Annotated in this window: 15 protein-coding genes; 8 read left to right on the top strand and 7 right to left on the bottom strand. The window is 65.7% G+C overall.

Annotation, left to right across the window (positions count from 1 at the left end; genetic code table 11):
* Nucleotides 1-13 precede the first annotated feature (13 nt).
* Nucleotides 14-1,327, bottom strand: a complete 1,314-nt coding sequence (locus tag AYK61_RS22750; RefSeq protein WP_121873221.1) for a D-arabinono-1,4-lactone oxidase — start codon at nt 1,325-1,327, stop codon at nt 14-16.
* 75 nt (nt 1,328-1,402) lie between these two features.
* Between AYK61_RS22750 and AYK61_RS22745 the strand changes: the two genes are divergently transcribed.
* Together AYK61_RS22745 and AYK61_RS22740 are read left to right on the top strand one after the other, a co-directional pair.
* Nucleotides 1,403-2,044: a TetR/AcrR family transcriptional regulator gene (locus AYK61_RS22745; protein ID WP_121873220.1), complete on the top strand. Its 642-nt coding sequence runs from the start codon at nt 1,403-1,405 to the stop codon at nt 2,042-2,044.
* Nucleotides 2,045-2,134: 90 nt separating this feature from the next.
* Nucleotides 2,135-3,349 (top strand): alanine racemase, encoded by a 1,215-nt coding sequence (locus AYK61_RS22740; RefSeq protein ID WP_121873219.1) that lies wholly within the window; start codon nt 2,135-2,137, stop codon nt 3,347-3,349.
* Here the strand turns inward: AYK61_RS22740 and AYK61_RS22735 are convergent.
* On the bottom strand, nt 3,319-6,768 hold the full coding sequence (locus AYK61_RS22735) for a bifunctional RecB family nuclease/DEAD/DEAH box helicase (RefSeq protein WP_121873218.1): 3,450 nt from the start codon (nt 6,766-6,768) through the stop codon (nt 3,319-3,321). The two genes, AYK61_RS22740 and AYK61_RS22735, sit on opposite strands and share 31 nt — an antisense overlap.
* A gap of 79 nt (nt 6,769-6,847) precedes the next feature.
* Between AYK61_RS22735 and AYK61_RS22730 the strand changes: the two genes are divergently transcribed.
* A complete protein-coding gene (locus AYK61_RS22730) occupies nt 6,848-7,465 on the top strand; it encodes an alpha/beta hydrolase (protein WP_121873217.1) in 618 nt (205 codons plus the stop codon).
* A 61-nt stretch (nt 7,466-7,526) separates the two neighbouring features.
* On the opposite strand, the gene AYK61_RS22725 is transcribed toward AYK61_RS22730, so the two are convergent.
* Nucleotides 7,527-9,314: a long-chain fatty acid--CoA ligase gene (locus tag AYK61_RS22725; RefSeq protein ID WP_183130508.1), complete on the bottom strand. Its 1,788-nt coding sequence runs from the start codon at nt 9,312-9,314 to the stop codon at nt 7,527-7,529.
* A 310-nt stretch (nt 9,315-9,624) separates the two neighbouring features.
* Here AYK61_RS22725 and AYK61_RS22720 point away from each other — a divergent pair, with 310 nt between their 5' ends.
* The 4 genes from AYK61_RS22720 (at nt 9,625) to AYK61_RS22705 (ending at nt 15,072) form a co-directional block, all read left to right on the top strand.
* Nucleotides 9,625-11,400 (top strand): DEAD/DEAH box helicase, encoded by a 1,776-nt coding sequence (locus tag AYK61_RS22720; RefSeq protein WP_121873568.1) that lies wholly within the window; start codon nt 9,625-9,627, stop codon nt 11,398-11,400.
* A 104-nt stretch (nt 11,401-11,504) separates the two neighbouring features.
* Nucleotides 11,505-12,005, top strand: a complete 501-nt coding sequence (locus AYK61_RS22715; protein ID WP_121873216.1) for a 2Fe-2S iron-sulfur cluster-binding protein — start codon at nt 11,505-11,507, stop codon at nt 12,003-12,005.
* Nucleotides 12,002-12,997, top strand: a complete 996-nt coding sequence (locus tag AYK61_RS22710) for a xanthine dehydrogenase family protein subunit M (RefSeq protein WP_121873215.1) — start codon at nt 12,002-12,004, stop codon at nt 12,995-12,997. The genes AYK61_RS22715 and AYK61_RS22710 overlap by 4 nt, the downstream gene beginning before the upstream one ends.
* Nucleotides 12,994-15,072, top strand: a complete 2,079-nt coding sequence (locus AYK61_RS22705) for a xanthine dehydrogenase family protein molybdopterin-binding subunit (RefSeq protein WP_121873214.1) — start codon at nt 12,994-12,996, stop codon at nt 15,070-15,072. The genes AYK61_RS22710 and AYK61_RS22705 overlap by 4 nt, the downstream gene beginning before the upstream one ends.
* Nucleotides 15,073-15,098: 26 nt before the next feature.
* Here AYK61_RS22705 and AYK61_RS22700 read toward each other — a convergent pair whose 3' ends face one another.
* Genes AYK61_RS22700 through AYK61_RS22685 form a run of 4 tightly spaced genes read right to left on the bottom strand, consistent with a single transcriptional unit; the run spans nt 15,099 to nt 18,423 of the window.
* Nucleotides 15,099-15,845, bottom strand: coding sequence for an amino acid ABC transporter ATP-binding protein (locus AYK61_RS22700; RefSeq protein WP_121873213.1), 747 nt, complete (start codon nt 15,843-15,845; stop codon nt 15,099-15,101).
* On the bottom strand, nt 15,842-17,332 hold the full coding sequence (locus tag AYK61_RS22695) for an ABC transporter permease subunit (RefSeq protein ID WP_121873212.1): 1,491 nt from the start codon (nt 17,330-17,332) through the stop codon (nt 15,842-15,844). Before AYK61_RS22695 ends, AYK61_RS22700 begins: the two co-directional genes overlap by 4 nt.
* A 39-nt stretch (nt 17,333-17,371) precedes the next feature.
* Nucleotides 17,372-17,854 (bottom strand): RidA family protein, encoded by a 483-nt coding sequence (locus tag AYK61_RS22690; RefSeq protein WP_121873211.1) that lies wholly within the window; start codon nt 17,852-17,854, stop codon nt 17,372-17,374.
* Between the two features lie 14 nt (nt 17,855-17,868).
* Nucleotides 17,869-18,423: a histidine phosphatase family protein gene (locus AYK61_RS22685; RefSeq protein ID WP_121873210.1), complete on the bottom strand. Its 555-nt coding sequence runs from the start codon at nt 18,421-18,423 to the stop codon at nt 17,869-17,871.
* A 78-nt stretch (nt 18,424-18,501) separates the two neighbouring features.
* Between AYK61_RS22685 and AYK61_RS22680 the strand changes: the two genes are divergently transcribed.
* Nucleotides 18,502-19,677, top strand: coding sequence for an acyl-CoA dehydrogenase family protein (locus AYK61_RS22680; protein WP_094609740.1), 1,176 nt, complete (start codon nt 18,502-18,504; stop codon nt 19,675-19,677).
* Nucleotides 19,678-19,684 lie beyond the last annotated feature (7 nt).

Raw genomic sequence — 19,684 nt, 5'->3', positions numbered from 1 at the left:
TACGAGTTACCGCTCACGACAGCAGACGCTCGAGGTACTCGCTGCCGAACAGCTTCCCCGGGTCCATCGAATCGCGGACGCGCAGGAAATCTTCGAAGTGTTCGTAGGTATCACGCAGCTCGTCGCCGCCGAGGGAGTGCAGTTTGCCCCAGTGCGGTCGCCCGTCGACGCTGCGGCAGATGGCCTCGACTGCATCGAAGTATTCGCGGTGATCGCGGCGGTGGTACTGGTGCACGGCGATGTAGGCCGTCGGGCGTCCGTACGCGGTGGAGAGCCAGATGTCGTCGGCCGCGGCGAAGCGCACTTCGACAGGGAACGCGATGGCTGTCGAAGACCGCTCGAGCCAGCGATTCACCTCGCGCAGCACCCAGCCGATCTCGGCCGCAGGCACGGCGTACTCCATCTCGACGAACCTGACGGTCCGCGACGACGCGAACACCCGATACGAGCGGTCGGTGTGCTCGCGAGCCGACAACGCTCGGGCCGAGATCGCGTTGACCCGGGGAATCAGGGCCGGCATTCGCGTCACCATGCGGTTGAGACCCTCGAAGACCGTGTTGGACAACAGCTCGTCGTCGATGTACGAGCGCACCTTTCCCAGCGGCTTCAACACGGCATCGCCGGGTAGCCGGGTGTTGCGTTTGGTCAGCACGCGGTCGGTGTGCGGAAACCAGTAGAACTCGAAGTGGTCGACGCCTGCGACGGTCGCATCGAGATCGGCCATGGTTGCCCGCAACGTCGACGGCTCTTCCACGGCTCGTAGGGCGAAGGCCGGAACGCACTCGAGCGTGACTCGGGTGATGACGCCGAGTGCACCGAGACCGATGCGGGCGGCGTCGAACAGTTCTGTGTTCTCCGCGCGAGAGCACTGCACGAGTTCGCCGTCCGCGGTCATCAGTTCCACTGCGCACACCTGGGTGGCGATGCCGCCGAAACGGCCTCCCGTTCCGTGAGTACCCGTGGAGATGGCTCCGGCGACGGACTGTTCGTCGATGTCGCCGAGGTTGGTCATGGCCAGGCCGAGGTCCCACAACCGCGCGGTCAGCTCGCGCAGCCGAGTGCCCGCGAGCACCGTCACCCGGGCAGAACCGTCGTCGCTGCGCACAACGGATTCGATGCCGCGCAGCGAATCCAGACCGATCTGGACGCCGTTGGTGACCGCGATCGGAGTGAAGGAATGGCCGGCCCCGACGCACCGCACTGTGCGCGATCGTTCGACGGCACCCGCCAGCACGGCGCGCAGCTCGTCCACCGACCTGGGCTCGGAGCGCTTCGCCGGAAAAGCGTGTTGATTGCCCGCCCAGTTCTGCCACGACCGCTCGATCATCGAATCACTATCCCGCAGCGCGCTCCCCTGGGGCAATCCGAGGCACAGACCTCGCCCGCGCCCTAGGATCGGGTCATGCAATCGAGGCTGCCCGCTGATGTGCGACGCGCACAACTGGTGCAGTCTGCGATCGATGTCGCCGAGCGGGTCGGCATCGAGTCCCTGACCGTGCGCGCTCTCTCGGAGCATGCGGAGGTCACCAAGGGCATCGTGCAGTACCACTTCGAGACCAAGCAGGATCTGGTGATCGCGATGGGCGAGCACCTCATCGTCGACGTCACCGAGATTCTGCACGCCGCGTTGGACAGTGCCGTGGGCACGCGCGAACTCCCGGGCGTCCGTGGCCTGCGAGAGCTGGTGCACGGCGGTCTGAGCGCGGTGTGGTTGCTGATCGAGAAGTCACCGGATCGGCAGTTGCTCGCCTACGAGATCAAGACCTATCTGCTGCGTCATCGCGCGCTCGGGTCCGCCACGGCCGCCGAGATCGCCAGTGGGCAGTACCGAATCCGAGACTCCGAGGCCCGGTTGTTCTTCGAGAAGTGTTCCGCTCACACCGGTACGCGCTGGCTCGAGCCGGTGGCCTCGATCGCGCGTTTCGGAATGGCCACCCTCGACGGGCTGGTGCTGCGGTGGTTGGTCGACGGCGACGATCTCGAGGTGCTGGCGCAGATCGACGACCTGTCGGGGCTGATCGCGGGCAAGGCCATGGACTGCTGAGGACCGGCGTGGCCGATGCTCGCTGGGACTTCTGGGCTGCGGAGTGTTTGACTGTGTAGGCCTGGCAACGACGACGAAGGAATACGCCGCATGAGTTCGATCGCCGGTGTCGCAACCACCGACACGACACCACTGTCCCGTATCGCCGCTGCCACCGAGGGTCTCGAATCGCCTTTGGCTGCAGTCGATTCCGCTGCCCTCGATGCCAATACCGCGGCGCTGCGAGCACGGGCGGACGGGGTGCCGATCAGGATCGCGAGCAAGTCGGTTCGGTGCCGGGCGGTACTGGATCGGGTACTCGCGGCCGACGGCGTGAGCGGGGTCATGGCCTACTCCCTGCGTGAGGCGATCTGGTTGGCGCGCCACGGCGCGGAGGACATCCTGATGGGGTACCCGACGGTCGATCGCACCGCCCTCGCCCAGGTCGTCAACGATCGCGTTCTGTCCGGACGAATCACGCTGATGGTCGATGACGTCGCACAACTCGACATCGTGCGCGACGCCACCGACAGTGATCTTCTCAAGCCGCGTGTCTGTATCGACGTCGATGCCTCGCTACGGATCGGGCCGGTGCACATCGGTGTCAGACGTTCGCCGTTGCGCGAACCCGAGCAGGTCGCCGCCTTCGCGCGGGCGGCGCAGGCGCGTGGGTTCCGGGTGGTCGGTCTGATGTTCTACGAGGCACAGATCGCCGGTGTGCCCGATTCCAATCTTGCGGTGGAATGGATGAAGTCGCTGTCGTCGCGTGAGATCTCTACGCGCAGAACGGCGGTGGTCGAGGCCGTGACCGCGGCAGTGGGTCGGATCGAGATCGTCAACAGTGGCGGTACCGGGTCGATCGACTTCTCGGCGGCCGATCCGGTCGTCACCGAGGTGACCGCGGGATCGGGCTTGTTCGCGCCGACGCTGTTCGATCGGTATCGCGCATTCTCGGCCGAGCCTTCGCTGTTCTTCGCGCTGCCCGCGGTGCGCAAGCCGACGCCGCAGATCGCCACGCTGTTCGGTGGTGGCTACATCGCGTCGGGTCCGGCGTCGGCATCGAGGTCCCCGCGGCCGGTCGCGTGGTCGAGACAGGCCAGGGGAGTGGTGGCGTCCGGTCTGCGGTTGCTGCGCAACGAGGGTGCCGGCGAGGTGCAGACTCCGGTGAGCGGAGCCGAGGAGATCCGGATCGGTGATCGCGTCTGGTTCCGGCATGCCAAGGCGGGCGAGCTGTGCGAGCGATTCGACACCCTGCATCTGGTGCACGCCGACGGTTCCGTCGAGGCAGTCCCCACTTACCGTGGTGAGGGCATGGCGTTCGGCTGAATTCCGTTCTCGCACAGGCTCATGAAGGTGCCGAGAGTGACCAGTCCGGCCGGGGTCGACGGCAGGTACCGGGTCAGTGCCCGCGACCGGATCAGTATCGCGGCCCATTGGCCACGAGAGACGGCGACGTTGAGTCTGTTGCGGGACAACAGGAATCCCATGCCTCGCGGAACGTCCTCGATCGCCGACGCTGCCATCGAGATCAGCACCACCGGTGCCTGTCGTCCCTGGAACTTGTCCACGGTGCCCACCGCGACCTCGTCGAGGCCGGCGGCCGCGAGTCGCAGGGCGATGACGGCTACCTGCGCGTTGTAGGCCGCGACCACCAGGAAGTCGCCCTGGTGCATGGGCCGCGCACCCTCGAACGACTGCGGGTCGCGCCATTGCCGACCGAGCAGATTCTGCACGCGGGCGACGATCTCGTCGGCTTCCTCCACCGAGTCGGTGGAATTGCCGTGGTGGTCGAGGTAGACGGTGTGCAGTCCCGGTGCAAGCGACTCCAGCGAACGGGCCTGTGTCACAGCACTGTTGGACTCGAGTTTGCCCTCGTACGACAGCGTCGAGACCGGCGCACACAGATCGGGATGCATCCGCCACGTCGTGGCCAGAAAGTACCCGCGGTCGGCGGGCAGCGTCGGGTGACCGCTGGTGATCCAACCCAGAGCCGACTCGTCGACGGGTTCGGGGTGGGTGCCCTGGCTGACCTGCGGCAGCTGCGCCGGGTCGCCGAGCAGCAGCAGGTTACGTGCGGACACCGAGACGGCGATGGTGTTGGCCAACGAGAATTGCCCGGCCTCGTCGATGACCAGGAGATCGAGCGACTCGGGCGGAATGCGGCCGGGGTTGGAGAAGTCCCAGGCGGTACCGCCGATGACGCAGCCGTCCTCGGCCTCGGTGACGAAGCGGGAGTACTCCGCCGGGTCCACGACGGTATGGGATGTCGGTGCCTTCTTGCCCACTCGCCCCGGGTCGACGCCTGCCGCCACGATGGTGTCCAGCAGATTGTTCACCACGTGATGCGACTGGCCCACCACGCCGACCCGCCAGTGATGGACATCGACCAACTCGGCGATCACCCGTGCGGCGGTGTACGTCTTCCCGGTCCCGGGCGGCCCCTGCACGGCAACGTAGGAGAGATCGAGATCGAGCAGCGCCGCCGTGACGGCCGTCGCGTAGTCGCCGGCGTACACCTCGGGAAGGCCGGTGCCGGAACGGGTTCGGGGCGGCGAGAGCGTCAGCAGATCGGCAACGGCCGTGCGCGGAAGGTGCGGCAGGGCGGCGTTGACCTCGGCGGCGACGGCAACGATCGCCTGCTCCAGATACTTGGTCGCCGGGGGCGGTTCGGGTGCGGTGGCGATGGGGAAGTCGGGGTACTCGTCAACTCCCTTGCGCAGGTTCTCCTGCACCACCACCATGTCGAGGGTGCCCTCGTAGCCCGCCTGCACGATCTCGACCGTCGTGGTCGCGCGATGGGTCGGCTGCTGCTTCGGCAATCCCTCCGGGGCCGGGTCGTCGTAGAGCAGCTTTACCTTCGAGCTGGACAGGACTCCGCCCGTCAGGTGCCCCAGCAGTTTGAGCTGCCGTCGCAGAACCCGTTGCTTCGGTGCAGTTTTCATCCAGTCGTGCACCAGTTCGGCACGCTCGACCTTCAGCACGTCGGCCGCGTCGGCCCACTCGTCCAGTGGGTGGGTCAGGCGATCGAAGTGCGCCCACCAGAACGGCTTTCGTTCGCGTCGGTGATATCCGATGGAACCGGCGAACAGTGCGACGGCCTGTTGCGTGGAGGTCCGCTCCCACGGCAGACCGGCGTAGTCGGCGAGTTCGAGCTCGAGCGGGCTCGCGGTGTCGACGGCACCGTCCTCGAGCTCGAGGTGTTGCGGCGCGCGCGGGTGCACACCGGCATCCGAGGCGCGCCCCAGCAACCAATCCCGCAGTTGCAGTGTCGATTCGCAGTCGGTGCGGTTGTACTCGGCGATGTCGGCGAGCAACGCAGCAGCCTCGGCGTCCTTGCCCTGGTCTCGTAGATCGCACCAGTTCGCGTATTCGACGATCGACGCGGCCGCATCGGTGACGTCTCCGTCGCGGGCGGCGGGCATGTACAGGGGTTCGAGCTTCTTGATGCTGTAGGACCTGGCTCCGATGCGTACCGCAGATCGCACGATCGGATAGAGGTCCACCAGAACGTTGTCCCGCAGTAGGTCGTCGACCGCGTCCTCACCGACGCCGTAGCGTCCGGCGAGGCGCAGCAGCGCGGTCTTCTCGTACGGCGCGTAGTGGTAGACGTGCATGTTCGGGTGGGTGGCGCGACGGGTGGTCACGTAGTCGAGGAAGTCGATCAGAGCGCGGCGTTCCTGCGCGCGATCGTGCGCCCAGAACGGGAGGAAGTCGCCGTCGGCGGTGTAGACGCCGAACAGGTACTCGAGCCCCCATTCGGTGCTGCCGGCCTCGGCCCACAGTGGGTCGCCTTCGAAGTCGAAGAAGATGTCGCCCGGATCGGGCTCGGGGATCACGCCGAGGGCGTCGGCGTCGAAGATCTCGAACTCGGCGTCGCCGCTGTGTTCCTGGCGCACCTGCAGCGCGGCCTGAGCTCTCAGATTCGTCACCGTGCGAGTCGGCATGCCGTCCACGCTCCCGGTCGACGCGGCGAGTTGGTCGACCGTCGAGATGCCGGCGTCGAGCAGTCTGTCCCTGGTGCTCGCGCGCATGCCTGCGACGAGAACCAGGTCGCGGTGCTGTTCCACCTCGACCGTGCATGCCTCGCACTGCCCGCAGCCGGAATAGCGCGAGTCGAACCAGTCGACGACGGTGCCCTCGGCGTGGTGCTCGTCGAGTATGTGTTGCAGGTGTCCCCTTGACTGCCGGTAGACCGGAAGGATCTCGGCGAGCGAGTGCGCGGAGTCGCTGCCGTCGCCGAGCATCAGGTGCACCTCGTCGCTCGGAGTGATACCGCCGGACCGCAGCGCGTCCGCGTAGGCCGCCAACTGCAGCAGTGCCGGAACCTTCGCGTGCCGCGACAGCTTGGTGTCGTACACGGCGTACCGAGCGCCCTCGGCCACCAGGAAGTCGCAGAAACCGAGAAATCGGCCGTCGAAGAAGGTGGCCTGATAGACCACGGGTGTGCGGGAGGTGAGGGCGGTGAACGTCCCCCAGGCCGCGTCGGCCAGTTCCTGTGCCGTCCGTCCCGGTCGGTCCATCGTCAGAACGCCGCCGGGGAATCGCTGTTGGAATGTCTCGAGCTGACGGCGTTCGTGCTCGAATCCGAGTGCCGAGGTGCGGTCGAGCATCGGATCGGGCGCGGCGGTTGCCCGCGGGATCAGACCGGTGAGGCCGTCGAGTCGGCGGAGCAGTCCGAATTCGCACGACGCTGCCGCGGCGAGGTCGCTGGCGCTGTAGATGACGCGATCGCCGATGAGGAACACGCGCCCACCCTAGTCACCATCGCGAGCGGTACCGGTCACGTTGCGCGCGGATGCCGTCGCGAGGAGGCAAAATGATCGAATGCCTTTTTTCGACGGAGCCACCGGTGCTGTCCATTACCGAAACTGGACTGTTCCCGATGCTCGTTTCGGTCTCGTATTTCTGCACGGTCTCGGCCAGAACAGCGGCCACTATCACCGTTTCGCTCGGGTCCTCAACGGACGCGGAGTCGACGTGTGGGCGGTCGATCACGTGGGCCACGGCCTCACCGAGGGTGAGTTGACGGACGCTGCTCAGATCCCCGCACTCGCTCAGAACGCGCTGCAGTTGCTCGACATGGCCGAGGCCGAGCACCCGGAACTGTCGTTCGCCCTGATGGGCCATTCGTTGGGTGCGGCGACGGCCATCGCGGCTCTCGGCGCGCATCCGAAGGCGGTGCAGTGCGCCGTGCTGTGCGGAACGCCCAAGTCGGTGACCGGCTCGGTCACCGACCTCGCCGACAACGTGATTCCGCTTCTGGCCGTGCACGGCGTGGACGATCGTCTGGCTCCGATCGATGCGGTGCGCGAGTGGATCGGCGGCGTTCCCGACGCGTCCCTGCGCGAATTCGAGGACGGTGGGCACGACCTGCTGCACGAGAAGATCCACCTGCAGGTGACGTCGGTGGTGGCGGAGTTCCTCGACGACCACATGTCCTGACACCGACAGAGAAAGGGCCCGGCGCGAGAATCGCGCCGGGCCCTTTCTCTGTGTGGTCGATCTACGAGTAGATGGCCTCGATGTCGCTGCCACGCTCGGTGTGAATGATGTTGCGCTTGAGCTTCATCGTCGGGGTGAGCTCACCGGTTTCGACGGTGAAGTCGTTCTCGAGGATCGTGTACTTCTTGATCTGTTCCGGGCTCGAGACCTTCTTGTTGGCCTCGGCGACGGCCTTGTCGATCTCGGCGACCATCTCGGCGTTCTTGGACAATTCGGAGAACGGAATGTCCGCGGCCAGGTTGTGCCGCTCGAGCCAGCCCGGCAGTGCTTCCGGGTCGAGGGTGATGAGCGCACCGATGAACGGCTTGGCGTCGCCGACGACGAGGCACTGGCTGATGATCGCGTTCGCGCGGAGGGCGTCCTCGAGCACTGCGGGGGCAACGTTCTTGCCGCCCGCGGTCACGATGATCTCCTTCTTGCGGCCGGTGATCGAGACGTAACCCTCCTGGTCGATCGCGCCGAGGTCGCCGGTGTGGAACCAGCCGTCGACGATGGCCTCGGCCGTGGCCTTCTCGTTGTGCCAGTAGCCGCTGAACACGACCGGTCCCTTGAGCAGCAGTTCACCGTCTTCGGCAACCTTCACCGAATGGCCGTCGATCGGCTTGCCGACGGTGCCGACGCGCTGGTCCTTGGTGGTGTTGACGGTGATGGCCGCGCTGGTCTCGGTCAGTCCGTAGCCCTCGTAGACCGGGACGCCTGCACCGCGGAAGAAGTGGCCGAGGCGGGCACCGAGAGGTCCGCCGCCGGACACCGCGCGGGTGCAGTTGCCGCCGAGTGCTGCGCGCAGCTTGGAGTACACGAGCTTGTCGAACACCGTGTGCTTGAGGTTCAGAACCAGCCCGGCTCCGCCCTTCTCCTGGGCCTCGCTCCACTCGATGGCCGTCGCGGCGGCCTTGTCGAAGATCGAACCCTTGCCGCCGTCGTGCGCCTTCTGCTTGGCCGAGTTGTAGACCTTCTCGAACACGCGCGGCACCGACAGGATGAAGTCCGGCTTGAACACGGCGAACTGATCCACCAGCGTCGTCACGTCCGAGGTGTGTCCGACGGTGACCTTGGACTCGAACGAGCCGAACGACACGGCGCGGGCGAACACGTGCGCCATCGGGAGGAACATCAGTGTGCGGTTGCCCTCCTTCATCGAGTCGTGCAGCGCGATCTGGGTGGCCTGAACCTCGGCGTAGAAGTTGGCGTGCGTGAGCTGAACACCCTTGGGGCGGCCGGTGGTGCCCGAGGTGTAGATCAGGGTCGCCGGCGATGCCGCGCTGACCTGATGGCGTCGTGCATGCAGATCCTCGTCGCTGACCCCGGCACCTCGGGTGGTCAGTTCTTCGATGGCTCCGGCGTCGATCTGCAGAACCTCACGCAGATCCTTGGCACCTTCGGTGACCTCTTTGAGGTTCGAGGAGTGCGCTGCGGTCTCGACGACGAGCAGCTTGGTGGCGGAGTCCTCGAGAATCCACTGCGCCTGGTCGGCGGAGGAGGTCTCGTAGATCGCCACGGTGCATCCGCCCGCGGACCAGATGGCGTAGTCGAGGACGACCCACTCGTAGCGCGTCGCGCTGAGGATGGCGACGCGGTCGCCGAGTTCGATACCGGAGGCGATCAGTCCCTTGGCTGCTGCCGCGACCTCTGTCGCGAACCGAGCTGCGGTGATGTCGGTCCAGTTACCGTTCTCCAAACGTTGGAACGGTACGAAGTTGGGCGATTCCTTCTCGTACCTGTAGACGGTGTCGGCCATGGATGCGTCGTCAGGAATGGTGAACGACGCCGGCACAGAATATTCGCGCACTGCTGGACCCCTTACGGATAAATAGCGTGGTAGTTGTGCATTTCATCACATTCGAGGCCGTGGCGCACCATCCGGGGTGTCCGGTTTGTCGACTTTGCCGCGAGTCCGGGGTGGTTGAGTGTGACTCGGGGTACAACTTAACCGCCTGCAGGCGGGTTCGGGTGTCGGGTCGCCGGTGTGATGCCGCTCGCACCGCATGCCGTCTCGACCGTTTTCGTCACCTGATCAGCGTAGAAGGGTTCGCAGGGCCCGAGCAGGTACTAAACTCTGTCGACATATGAGCACTTCAGAAACTGAACAGGATGCCGCCGTGACGTCCGACGAGACGAATTCGCCCCCTCATGAGTCCGCCTCCGCTCCGGTCCGCGCGAGCGAGTCGTCCTCGGCGACGGGTGACGACATCACTTTCGCCGATCTCGGGATCGACGAGCGGGTCCTGAAGGCCCTGCGTGACGTGGGCTACGAGAGCCCGTCGCCCATTCAGGCGGCCACCATTCCGCCGCTGATGGCAGGCAACGACGTCGTCGGACTCGCGCAGACCGGAACCGGCAAGACCGCCGCGTTCGCGGTGCCGATCCTGTCGCGTCTCGACGTCTCGCGTCGGGTACCGCAGGCACTGGTGCTGGCCCCGACCCGCGAGCTCGCGCTCCAGGTCGCCGAGGCGTTCGGCAAGTACGCCACCCACATTCCCGGTCTGCACATCCTGCCGATCTACGGCGGTCAGGCGTACGGCATCCAGCTCTCCGGGCTGCGCAAGGGCGCGCAGATCATCGTCGGTACCCCCGGTCGCGTCATCGACCACCTCGAGAAGGGCACCCTCGACCTGTCCGGGCTCGAGTACCTCGTGCTCGACGAAGCCGACGAGATGCTCAAGATGGGCTTCCAGGAGGATGTCGAGCGCATCCTCTCCGATACCCCGGAGTACAAGCAGGTGGCGCTGTTCTCGGCCACGATGCCTGCCGCGATCCGCAAGATCTCCAAGCAGTACCTGCACGACCCGGTGGAGATCACCGTCAAGACCAAGACGTCGACGGCACCGAACATCACCCAGCGGTACGTCCAGGTGGCCCATCAGCGCAAGCTCGAGGCACTGACTCGAATCTTCGAGGTCGAAGAGTTCGAGGCCATGATCATGTTCGTGCGCACCAAGCAGGCCACCGAGGAACTCGCCGAAAAGCTGCGCGCACGGGGCTTCTCGGCCGCTGCGATCAACGGCGACATCGTGCAGGCCCAGCGTGAGCGCACCATCGGGCAGCTCAAGAACGGTCAGATCGACATCCTGGTCGCCACCGACGTCGCGGCCCGCGGTCTCGACGTCGACCGCATCTCGCACGTCATCAACTATGACATCCCGCACGACACCGAGTCCTATGTGCACCGCATCGGCCGTACCGGTCGCGCGGGCCGGGCCGGTCAGGCTCTGCTGTTCGTCGCACCGCGCGAGCGGCACCTGCTCAAGGCCATCGAGCGTGCGACGCGTCAGCCGATCACCGAGATGCAGCTCCCGAGCGTCGACGACGTCAACGCGCAGCGCGTGACGAAGTTCAAGGACTCCATCACCGAGAGCCTGGGCAACGAGAACCTGGCGCTGTTCCGTCGTCTCATCGAGGACTACGAGCGCGAGCACGACGTGCCCCTGGTCGACATCGCGGCAGCGCTGGCCATTCAGTCCCGCGACGGCGAAGCGTTCTTGCTCAAGCCCGAACCACCTGCCCCGCCGCGTGCACCCCGTGAGCCTCGCGAACCGCGGCCGCCGCGGACGTTCGACGAGGATGCGGCCAGCTCGCATCACCGCAAGACGGGCCAAGAGATGGCGACGTACCGCATCAGCGTCGGCAAGCGGCATCACGTCGCCCCGGGAGCGATCGTCGGTGCCATCGCCAACGAGGGCGGTCTGCGTCGAAGCGACTTCGGGCACATCAGCATTCGTCCCGACCACTCGTTGGTGGAGTTGCCGGCCGACCTCGCTGACGAGACGGTCGAGGCGTTGCGCCGCACCCGCATCAGTGGCGTGTTGATCCAACTGCAGCCCGATTCCGGTCCTCCCGGACGCAGCGGCGGCGGGAAGTACAAGGGCAGGCGCTAGAGCGCTACGCGCACGTGCGCGGCAACTCGTAGCCCACTACGAATTTCCGCGCACGACCCCATCGTGAGCGTTTGGCGGCCCTGGCCTCGGGTATCCGCCCGTGCATGACCAACGTCACCCTCCGTGTCAACGGGACCGATCGCGAGATCGACTGCGATACCCGATCCACCCTTCTCGACGCTCTCCGGGAGAACCTCGATTTGATCGGGGCGAAGAAGGGGTGTGACCACGGGCAGTGCGGAGCCTGCACGGTGTTGGTCGACGGACGGCGGATCAACAGCTGCCTGACGTTCGCAGTTGCGCAACAGGATCGCGACATCACCACGGTCGAAGGGCTGGCCGATGGGGACACGCTGCATCCGGTTCAGCAGGCCTTCGTCGATCGTGACGCCTTCCAGTGCGGGTACTGCACATCCGGGCAGATCTGTTCGGCGGTCGCGGTGATCGAAGAGGCCAAGCAGGGTTGGCCCAGCGCGGTCACCGAGGACATCGAGGCCGCCGACGTCGAACTCGATTCCGATGAAGTGCGAGAACGTATGAGCGGCAACCTCTGTCGTTGCGGTGCCTACTGCAATATCGTGTCGGCCGTACGGGACGCGTCGTGAAGACCTTCGAGTACGACGCAGCCACCGCCGTCGACGACGCCGTGGCCCGCCTCGCCGACAACGAGAACGCGATGTTGCTCGGCGGGGGAACCAACCTCGTCGACCTGATGAAGCTCGGAGTCGCAGGCCCGACGACGCTGATCGACGTGACGCGACTTCCGTTGCACGACATAGACGTATCCGATGACGGCTCGCTCCGTGTCGGTTCCGGGGTGAGCAACAGTGATCTCGCGGTGCACCCGGTGGTGCGTCAGCGTTATCCGGTGCTCTCACGGGCGGTGCTCTCCGGTGCCTCGGGTCAGCTGCGCAACATGGCCACCACCGGCGGAAACCTGTTCCAGCGCACCCGGTGCGTGTACTTCATGGATGTATCGAAGCCGTGCAACAAACGCGAACCGGGCTCGGGCTGCCCGGCCCGAACCGGTGAGCACAGGAATCTCGCGATCCTCGGAGCTTCCCCGTCGTGCGTCGCGACGCACCCCTCGGACATGGCGGTGGCGTTGTCGGCGCTCGATGCTCGCATCGTCGTACGTGGGGTCGACGGTGAGCGCATCGTCGAGATCGATGACTTCTACCGGCTCCCCGGTGACGCGCCCGAGCGCGACAACACGGTGGCGCGAGACGAAATAGTCACGGCCATCGAGATTCCGGCACCGGCGGACGGCACCGTCTCCACCTACCGCAAGGTTCGGGATCGGCAGTCCTACGCATTTGCGATCGCCTCGGTCGCCGCCACTCTCGACGTCGAGGACGGGATCGTGCGTGGGGTGTCGATCGCGCTGGGCGGTGTCGCGCACAAACCATGGCGGGCCCGAACGGCCGAGCACACGCTGCTCGGCGCGGCCGCCGACGAGGCGTCGTTCCGGCGGGCGATCGCACTCGAACTCGATGCAGCAGAGCCGTTGCGCGACAACGCGTTCAAAGTTCCACTGGTGACCAACCTCGTCGCCCGCACCCTGGTCGAACTCACGAATTCGGGAGATCGGTCATGACGGCATCTATCGGACAACCGATTCAGCGCACCGAATCGATCGCGAAGGTCACCGGCCGGGCTCGGTACGCCGCCGAGCAGCCGCCGGCCGTCGGGCAGCTGTTCGCCTGGTACGTGCCCGCGACAATTCCTGCGGGCTCGGTCGAACGTGTCGAACTGGACGCCGACGCCGCGGTTCACGCAGTGCTGTGGCACGGCAACGCCGAGCAACTGGGTGATCTCGAGGACGCCGAACTGCATGTGCTGCAGTCGAACACCGTCGCCTATCGCGGTCAGATCGTGGCAGTCGTCCTGGCCGACACTCTCCAGGACGCCCGCGCCGCCGCAGCCCGAGTTAACGTGCACTACGCCGATGTGCGCTCGCCCGACAACGGTCTGACGGCCGAGCACAGCACGCTGTACGCACCCGAGTCCGTCAACGCGGGCTTTCCCACCGACGTCACCGTCGGCGATCCCGACGCGGCGCTGGCATCGGCCGAGCACCTCGTCGACCACTGGTACTCCACCGCGCCGATGCACAACAGTCCGATGGAACCGCACGCCACCACGGCGCAGTGGTCCGACGGCATTCTGACGGTGTGGGATTCGACGCAGGCACCGTCCGGTGTTCAGGGCGACCTCGCCACGGCATTCGACCTCGAGCCAGAGAACGTTCGCGTGATCGCGGAGAACGTCGGCGGTGGATTCGGAGCCAAGGGCAGCTCTCGGCCCAACGTGATCCTTGCGGCGATGGCCGCGCGAGCCACCGGGCGCACCGTCAAATTGGTGCTGCCGAGGCAGGCGCTCTTCGATCTCGTCGGCTACCGAACCCCGACGCTCAACCACGTTCGGCTTGGCGCTGATTCGGCTGGCACGCTGCAATCGATCGTGCACGATTCGTTTCAGCAGACCAGCACGATCTTCGAGTTCTGCGAGCACACTTCGGAATCCACTCGCCACATCTACGCGGCCCCGAACCGTCGCACCACCCACCGACTCGCACAGCTGGACGTCGGAACGCCGCGGTGGATGCGGGCACCCGGCGAAGCGCCCGGCATGTTCGCCGTCGAGACGGCCATCGACGAATTGGCGGTGGCCACCGGCATCGATCCGATCGAACTGCGTATCCGCAACGAGCCGGACGTCGATCCCGCCAGTGGCAACCCGTTCAGCTCACGCAGCGTGGTGCAGTGCCTTCGCGAGGGTTCCGAGAAGTTCGGGTGGGACCGCCGCGATTCCGCGCCCGGTCAGCGTCGAGAGGGCAACACCCTGATCGGAATGGGAGTCGCGACGGCGAGCTACCCGGTGCTGATCTCACCGAGTACCGCGTCGGCGCGAGTGGAGCAGGACGGCACCATCACGGTGTCCGTGGCTGCGTCGGACATCGGAACCGGCGCGCGCACCGTGCTGCGCCAGATCGCGGCCGATGCCCTCGGGGTCGACGCGGACACCGTGGTTCTGGCCCTGGGAGACAGTGCGCTCCCGACGGCTCCCGGAGCCGGTGGGTCCTCCGGTACCTCGTCGTGGGGCTGGGCCGTCACCAAGGTCTGCCACTCCTTGAAGGCGCAGGGTTCGTACGAGCCGGGAAACTCGGCCGAGGCCGACACCACCGACGACGTCGAGGGCCAGAAGGAGCTGGCGCGCATGGCGTTCGGCGCTCAATTCGCCGAGGTCGCCGTCGACATCGACACCGGTGAGGTCCGAGTGCGCAGGATGCTCGGGGTGTTCGGCATCGGCGCGGTGATGAATCCGCGGCTGGCGAGGTCTCAGCTCATCGGCGGCATGACGTTCGGACTCGGCATGGCGCTGATGGAGAACGGCATCACCGATCACGAGTTCGGCGGGTTCGCCAATCACGATCTCGCGGAGTACCACATCCCGGCGTGTGCGGACGTCACCGATCTCGAGGCCATGTGGGTCGAGGAGGTCGACACCGAACTCGCGCCGATGGGCGGCAAGGGAATCGGTGAGATCGGCGCAGTCGGATCCTCGGCGGCAATCGGCAATGCCGTCTACAACGCCACCGGCGTCCGAGTCCGCGACCTGCCGATCACCCTGGACAAGGTGCTGACGCAGTGGAGTGATCAAGTGCCCTAGGCGGCACTCAACCACTCCACTGGCCGCTAGGCCAATATCCGTTGCAGGAACTGGCGGGTACGCGGCTCGGTCGGGTTCACCAGCACCTGCTCCGGCGTTCCTCGTTCGAGGACGACGCCGTTCTCGATGAACAGCACCTGATCGGCTACCTGCTGCGCGAAGCGGATTTCATGGGTGACGATCACCATCGTCCAGCCCTGCGCGGCAAGGCCTTTGATCACGGCCAGTACCTCGCCGACGAGTTCGGGATCGAGAGCCGAGGTAGGTTCGTCGAACAGCATCAGCTTGGGGCGCAGCGCAAGAGCTCTGGCGATTCCGACGCGTTGTTGCTGGCCTCCGGAGAGCTGGAACGGGTACTGGTCGGATTTGGCGTCGAGACCGATCTGATCGAGGATTGCGTGCGCGTCGCGAATGGCGTCGTCCTTGGCGCGCTTCTGCACGATCACCGGTCCCTCGATGATGTTCTGCAGTACCGTCTTGTGTGGAAACAGGTTGTGGCTCTGGAACACCATGCCGCTCTGGGCGCGGAAGTGCCGGAGCTGCGCCGCGCCGACCGGCTGAGCGAAATCCACCGACACGTCCCCGATGCGGATGAGGCCTGCGTCGGCCTGATCGAGTGCGTTCAGAGTGCGCAGCACCGTGGTCTTGCCGGATCCGGAGGGGCCGATGATGACGGTGACGGTGCCGGATGGCACGCCGAACGAGATGTCCTTCAACACCTCGAGTGGCCCGAACGATTTCTTCAGTGCGGATACTTCCAGCAGGTCTGTCATTTGGCCACGTACCTGTCGAGTCGGACTTCGAGTTTGCCTTGGAAGAACGAGAGAACGATGCAGATCACCCAGTAGTAGAGCGCCGCAACGGTGTACAGGGTGAAGAAGTCGAATGTCGGTGCCGCCGCGAGTTGCGCGACCCGTAGCAGCTCGGTCACGAGGATGGTCGATGCGAGCGAGGTGTCCTTGACCAGCGAGATCAGCGTGTTCGACAACGGCGGTACTGCGGTGCGCAGTGCCTGTGGAAGCACGATGCGCTGCAACGTGGTTCGGTATCCCATCCCGATGGTCTGTGCGGCCTCCCACTGGCCCTTGGGCACGCTCAGTATCGCGGCACGAATCACCTCGGCCGCGTAGCCACCGACATTCAGCGAGAACGCGACCACTGCGGCCGGGAACGGCGAGATCACGATGCCGAATTGCGGTAGCCCGTAGAAGATGATGAACAGCTGCAGCAGCAGCGGAGTGCCGCGGATGATCGAGACGTAGAACCGGGCGACCGCAGCGAGCGGCGTGATCGACGAGATGCGAGCGAGCGCCACCGCGAGAGCGATCACGAGTCCGATCACGAAGCTGATGGCGGTCAGCGGAATCGTCATGGTCACCGTGGCTTTGAGCATCGGCCACAGGTTGTCGAGAACGAGCTGCGTTTTGGACGGTGCCGTGGAACCCGCGTCATCGCTCTCCGGAACCACGGTGTCCGCGGTCGGTGCTGCGACGTCGCTGCCGAAGTACTTGTTCGAGATCTCGGCGATGGTGCCGTTCTCGCGGAGTGTGTCGATGGCGGTGTCGACCTCGTCCATCAGCCCACTGTCCTTGCGGGCCACGAAGGATTGCAGGGTCGTGTCGCCGGTCTCGCCGGCGATTTTCACTCCGGTGTCGCCGGTCTGCTGCAGGTACTCGGCGATGGCGAGGGAGTCGTTGACGGTGGCGTCGACGCGGCCGTCCTTGACGAGCGTGACCGCCTGGACGAATCCCTCGACGGCTTCGACGTTCGCGCCCGCGTCCGCCGCGACCTCCGCCCAGTTGCTCGTCGAGGACTGGGCAGTGGTCTTGCCCGCCAGGTCGGCGAGAGAGGTGATGGTGGAGTCGTCTGCGGCGGTGAGGATCTGGCCTTCCGACACCGTGTAGGGCGTGGACAGGTCGTAGGCCGACTGGCGCGCCGGGGTGATCGAGACCTGGTTGGCGATGAGGTCGAAGCGTTGGGACTGCAGACCGGCGAAGATCGAGTCGAACGGGGTCTGCACGAAGTCGACGCGTACGCCCAACTCGGCCCCGACGGCGTTGATGACGTCGATGTCGTATCCGGTGAGTTGTCCGTCGCCGCCCTGATAGGTGAACGGGCTGTAGGTGCCCTCGGTGCCGACGACCAGTACGCCCTCGTCCTTCACCCGGTCCGGCAATGACTGGGAGGACGAGCTGCAGCCGGACAATCCCAGGATGCCGATGAGGATCGCGACCAGAGCAAGAATCGATCTGCGCACCATCTGCGCCCGCTTTCGCCGTATGTACGAGTGGAGCAGAACCTACCCGTCCATCTCCAGTTCCGCTGACACCACCACGGTGTTGTTCATCGGCAGTGCAGCCACCCCGAGTGCGGTGCGGGCATGGGCACCGATCTCCGGACCGAAGATGGCGAGCACCAGATCCGAGAAGCCGTTGACGACGGTGGTGGTCTGGGTGAATCCGTGGTCGGCGTTGACCGATCCGGTCACGGTCAGCCATGCGCTGATTCGATCGAGGTCACCGATCGCACGGGCGAGGCTGCCCAGCACGGCGAGAGCCGCGTCGCGCGCGGCGTCGGTGGCGGCGTCGAGACTCACCTCGGACGGCACCGCGCCGAACGGGCCTGCCAGGGCGCCGTCTTCCGCCAGAGGTGAATGGCCCGAGGCGAAGACCCGGTTGCCGCGCACGCGCACCCACTCGAACGAGAACTCGAAACCAGGTGGGGCGGTCGGTTCGCCGGGCAACGTGAAGCCCAGTTCGGTGATGCGACGTTCGATCTCCATGAAGGAAAACTCTGTCAGACCGGGACGCCGTTGATGGTGCGAACGGTCCAGCGAGAACCGTCGTGTTCGAGGGTGGAAACGCCGGCGTTGAGGATGCGGGGTGAGTGGCGTCGCCGGATCGCGTCGAAGATCGCCCGGATGACGCCTCCGTGCGCAACGGCGATCACCGCGGAGTCCGGATAGCGCGAGGCGATCTCGTCCACGCCGCGCACGCCTCGCACGATCAGGTTCGATCGCGGCTCCAAGCCCGGATACCGGCCGTCCGGCCAGTGCGAGTACGCATCCCAATCGGTGAACCCCTCGGCGTCACCGAAATGCCGCTCGGCCAGATCGGGGAACTCGGCGGTGCGGGTCAGGCCCAGGTGCGCGCCGATGATGTCTGCAGTTTCCGCCGCTCTGATCAGCGGGGAGCTGACCAGGTGGTCCCAGGCCCGGTACTCGAGGTCGTGGCCGGCCTCGCGGGCCTGGGCGCGGCCGGTGTCGTTGAGAGGAATGTCCGAAGAGCCCTGCAGACGCCCGTGCAGATTCCAGTTCGTTTCACCGTGCCGAACCAGTGCCAGAAGAGTCATAGTGAGCGGAGAATATCCCAGAGTTACCAGGGAGTACGGTCGATACGAAGATACGCGAACGAGCTTGGAGGATTGTCGATGAATCTTGCCCTCACAGAAGAAGAGGCCGCGTTCCGTGACGAGATGCGGACGTTCTTCACCACGAAGGTCCCCGCCGAGATTCGCGAGAAGAGCGCGACGGGTCAGGAGTTGAGCAAGGACGAGGTGGTCACGACCATGCGAATCCTCAACGAGAACGGCTTGGCGGTGCCGCATTGGCCCGCGGAGTTCGGTGGCCGCGACTGGACCGCTGTGCAGCGTCACATCTGGCTCGATGAGATGCAGTTGGCGTCGGTGCCCGAGCCGCTGGCGTTCAACGCCTCGATGGTCGGCCCGGTCATCGCGACGTTCGGCTCTCAGGAGCTCAAGGAGAAGTTCCTGCCCAAGACGGCGAACCTCGATATCTGGTGGTGCCAGGGCTTCTCCGAGCCCGAGGCCGGATCGGACCTGGCGTCGTTGCGCACCACCGCCATCCGCGATGGTGACGACTACATCGTCAACGGACAGAAGACGTGGACCACGCTCGGCCAGTACGCCGACTGGATCTTCGCGCTCGTGCGCACCAACCCGGATGCGCCGAAGAAGCAGGCCGGAATCTCGTTCCTGCTGATCGATCTGAACACTCCCGGCATCGAGATGCGCCCCATCAAGCTGATCGACGGCAGTGTCGAGGTCAACGAGGTCTTCTTCGACAACGTCCGCGTTCCGGCGGAGAACCTCGTGGGCGAGGAGAACCAGGGCTGGAGCTACGCCAAGTTCCTGCTCGGCAACGAGCGCACCGGCGTCGCCCGTGCCGGACACACCAAAGTGCATCTGGGACAAGCGAAGAAGCACGCAGCACAGACGAAGGTCGGCAGCGGCACGCTGCTCGAGGACCCCTTGTTCGCGGCCAAGATGGCCGAGGTCGAGAACGAACTGCTCGCCCTCGAGCTGACTCAGCTGCGTTTGGTGTCCAGCTCGGACGACGGCAAGCCGAATCCGGCGTCGTCCATCCTCAAGCTGCGGGGATCGGAACTGCAGCAGGCCACGACCGAATTGCTGATGGACGTTGCCGGGCCGGACTCACTGCCCTACGAGGCGGGCGAGGACATCGAGAGCGAGGGCTGGGCGCAGCGCTCGGTACCGGGGTATCTCAACTACCGCAAGGTGTCGATCTACGGCGGCTCGAACGAGGTTCAGCGCACCATCATCGCCTCTGCGATTCTCGGACTGTAAGGGAGCA

It is taken from the genome of Rhodococcus sp. SBT000017, from assembly GCF_003688915.1.
Taxonomy (GTDB): Bacteria; Actinomycetota; Actinomycetes; order Mycobacteriales; family Mycobacteriaceae; genus Rhodococcoides.
The sequence above is the reverse complement of the archived record's forward strand: the minus strand, read 5'-3'. Positions and strand labels throughout refer to the sequence as shown.

Excerpts from the sequence above, each read along its gene's own strand:
- AYK61_RS22750 (WP_121873221.1), bottom strand. The coding sequence starts at position 1,327 with ATGATCGAGCGGTCGTGGCAGAACTGGGCGGGCAATCAACACGCTTTT.
- AYK61_RS22745 (WP_121873220.1), top strand. The coding sequence starts at position 1,403 with ATGCAATCGAGGCTGCCCGCTGATGTGCGACGCGCACAACTGGTGCAG.
- AYK61_RS22740 (WP_121873219.1), top strand. The coding sequence starts at position 2,135 with ATGAGTTCGATCGCCGGTGTCGCAACCACCGACACGACACCACTGTCC.
- AYK61_RS22730 (WP_121873217.1), top strand. The coding sequence starts at position 6,848 with ATGCCTTTTTTCGACGGAGCCACCGGTGCTGTCCATTACCGAAACTGG.
- AYK61_RS22715 (WP_121873216.1), top strand. The coding sequence starts at position 11,505 with ATGACCAACGTCACCCTCCGTGTCAACGGGACCGATCGCGAGATCGAC.
- AYK61_RS22705 (WP_121873214.1), top strand. The coding sequence starts at position 12,994 with ATGACGGCATCTATCGGACAACCGATTCAGCGCACCGAATCGATCGCG.
- AYK61_RS22700 (WP_121873213.1), bottom strand. The coding sequence starts at position 15,845 with ATGACAGACCTGCTGGAAGTATCCGCACTGAAGAAATCGTTCGGGCCA.
- AYK61_RS22695 (WP_121873212.1), bottom strand. The coding sequence starts at position 17,332 with ATGGTGCGCAGATCGATTCTTGCTCTGGTCGCGATCCTCATCGGCATC.
- AYK61_RS22690 (WP_121873211.1), bottom strand. The coding sequence starts at position 17,854 with ATGGAGATCGAACGTCGCATCACCGAACTGGGCTTCACGTTGCCCGGC.
- AYK61_RS22685 (WP_121873210.1), bottom strand. The coding sequence starts at position 18,423 with ATGACTCTTCTGGCACTGGTTCGGCACGGTGAAACGAACTGGAATCTG.
- AYK61_RS22680 (WP_094609740.1), top strand. The coding sequence starts at position 18,502 with ATGAATCTTGCCCTCACAGAAGAAGAGGCCGCGTTCCGTGACGAGATG.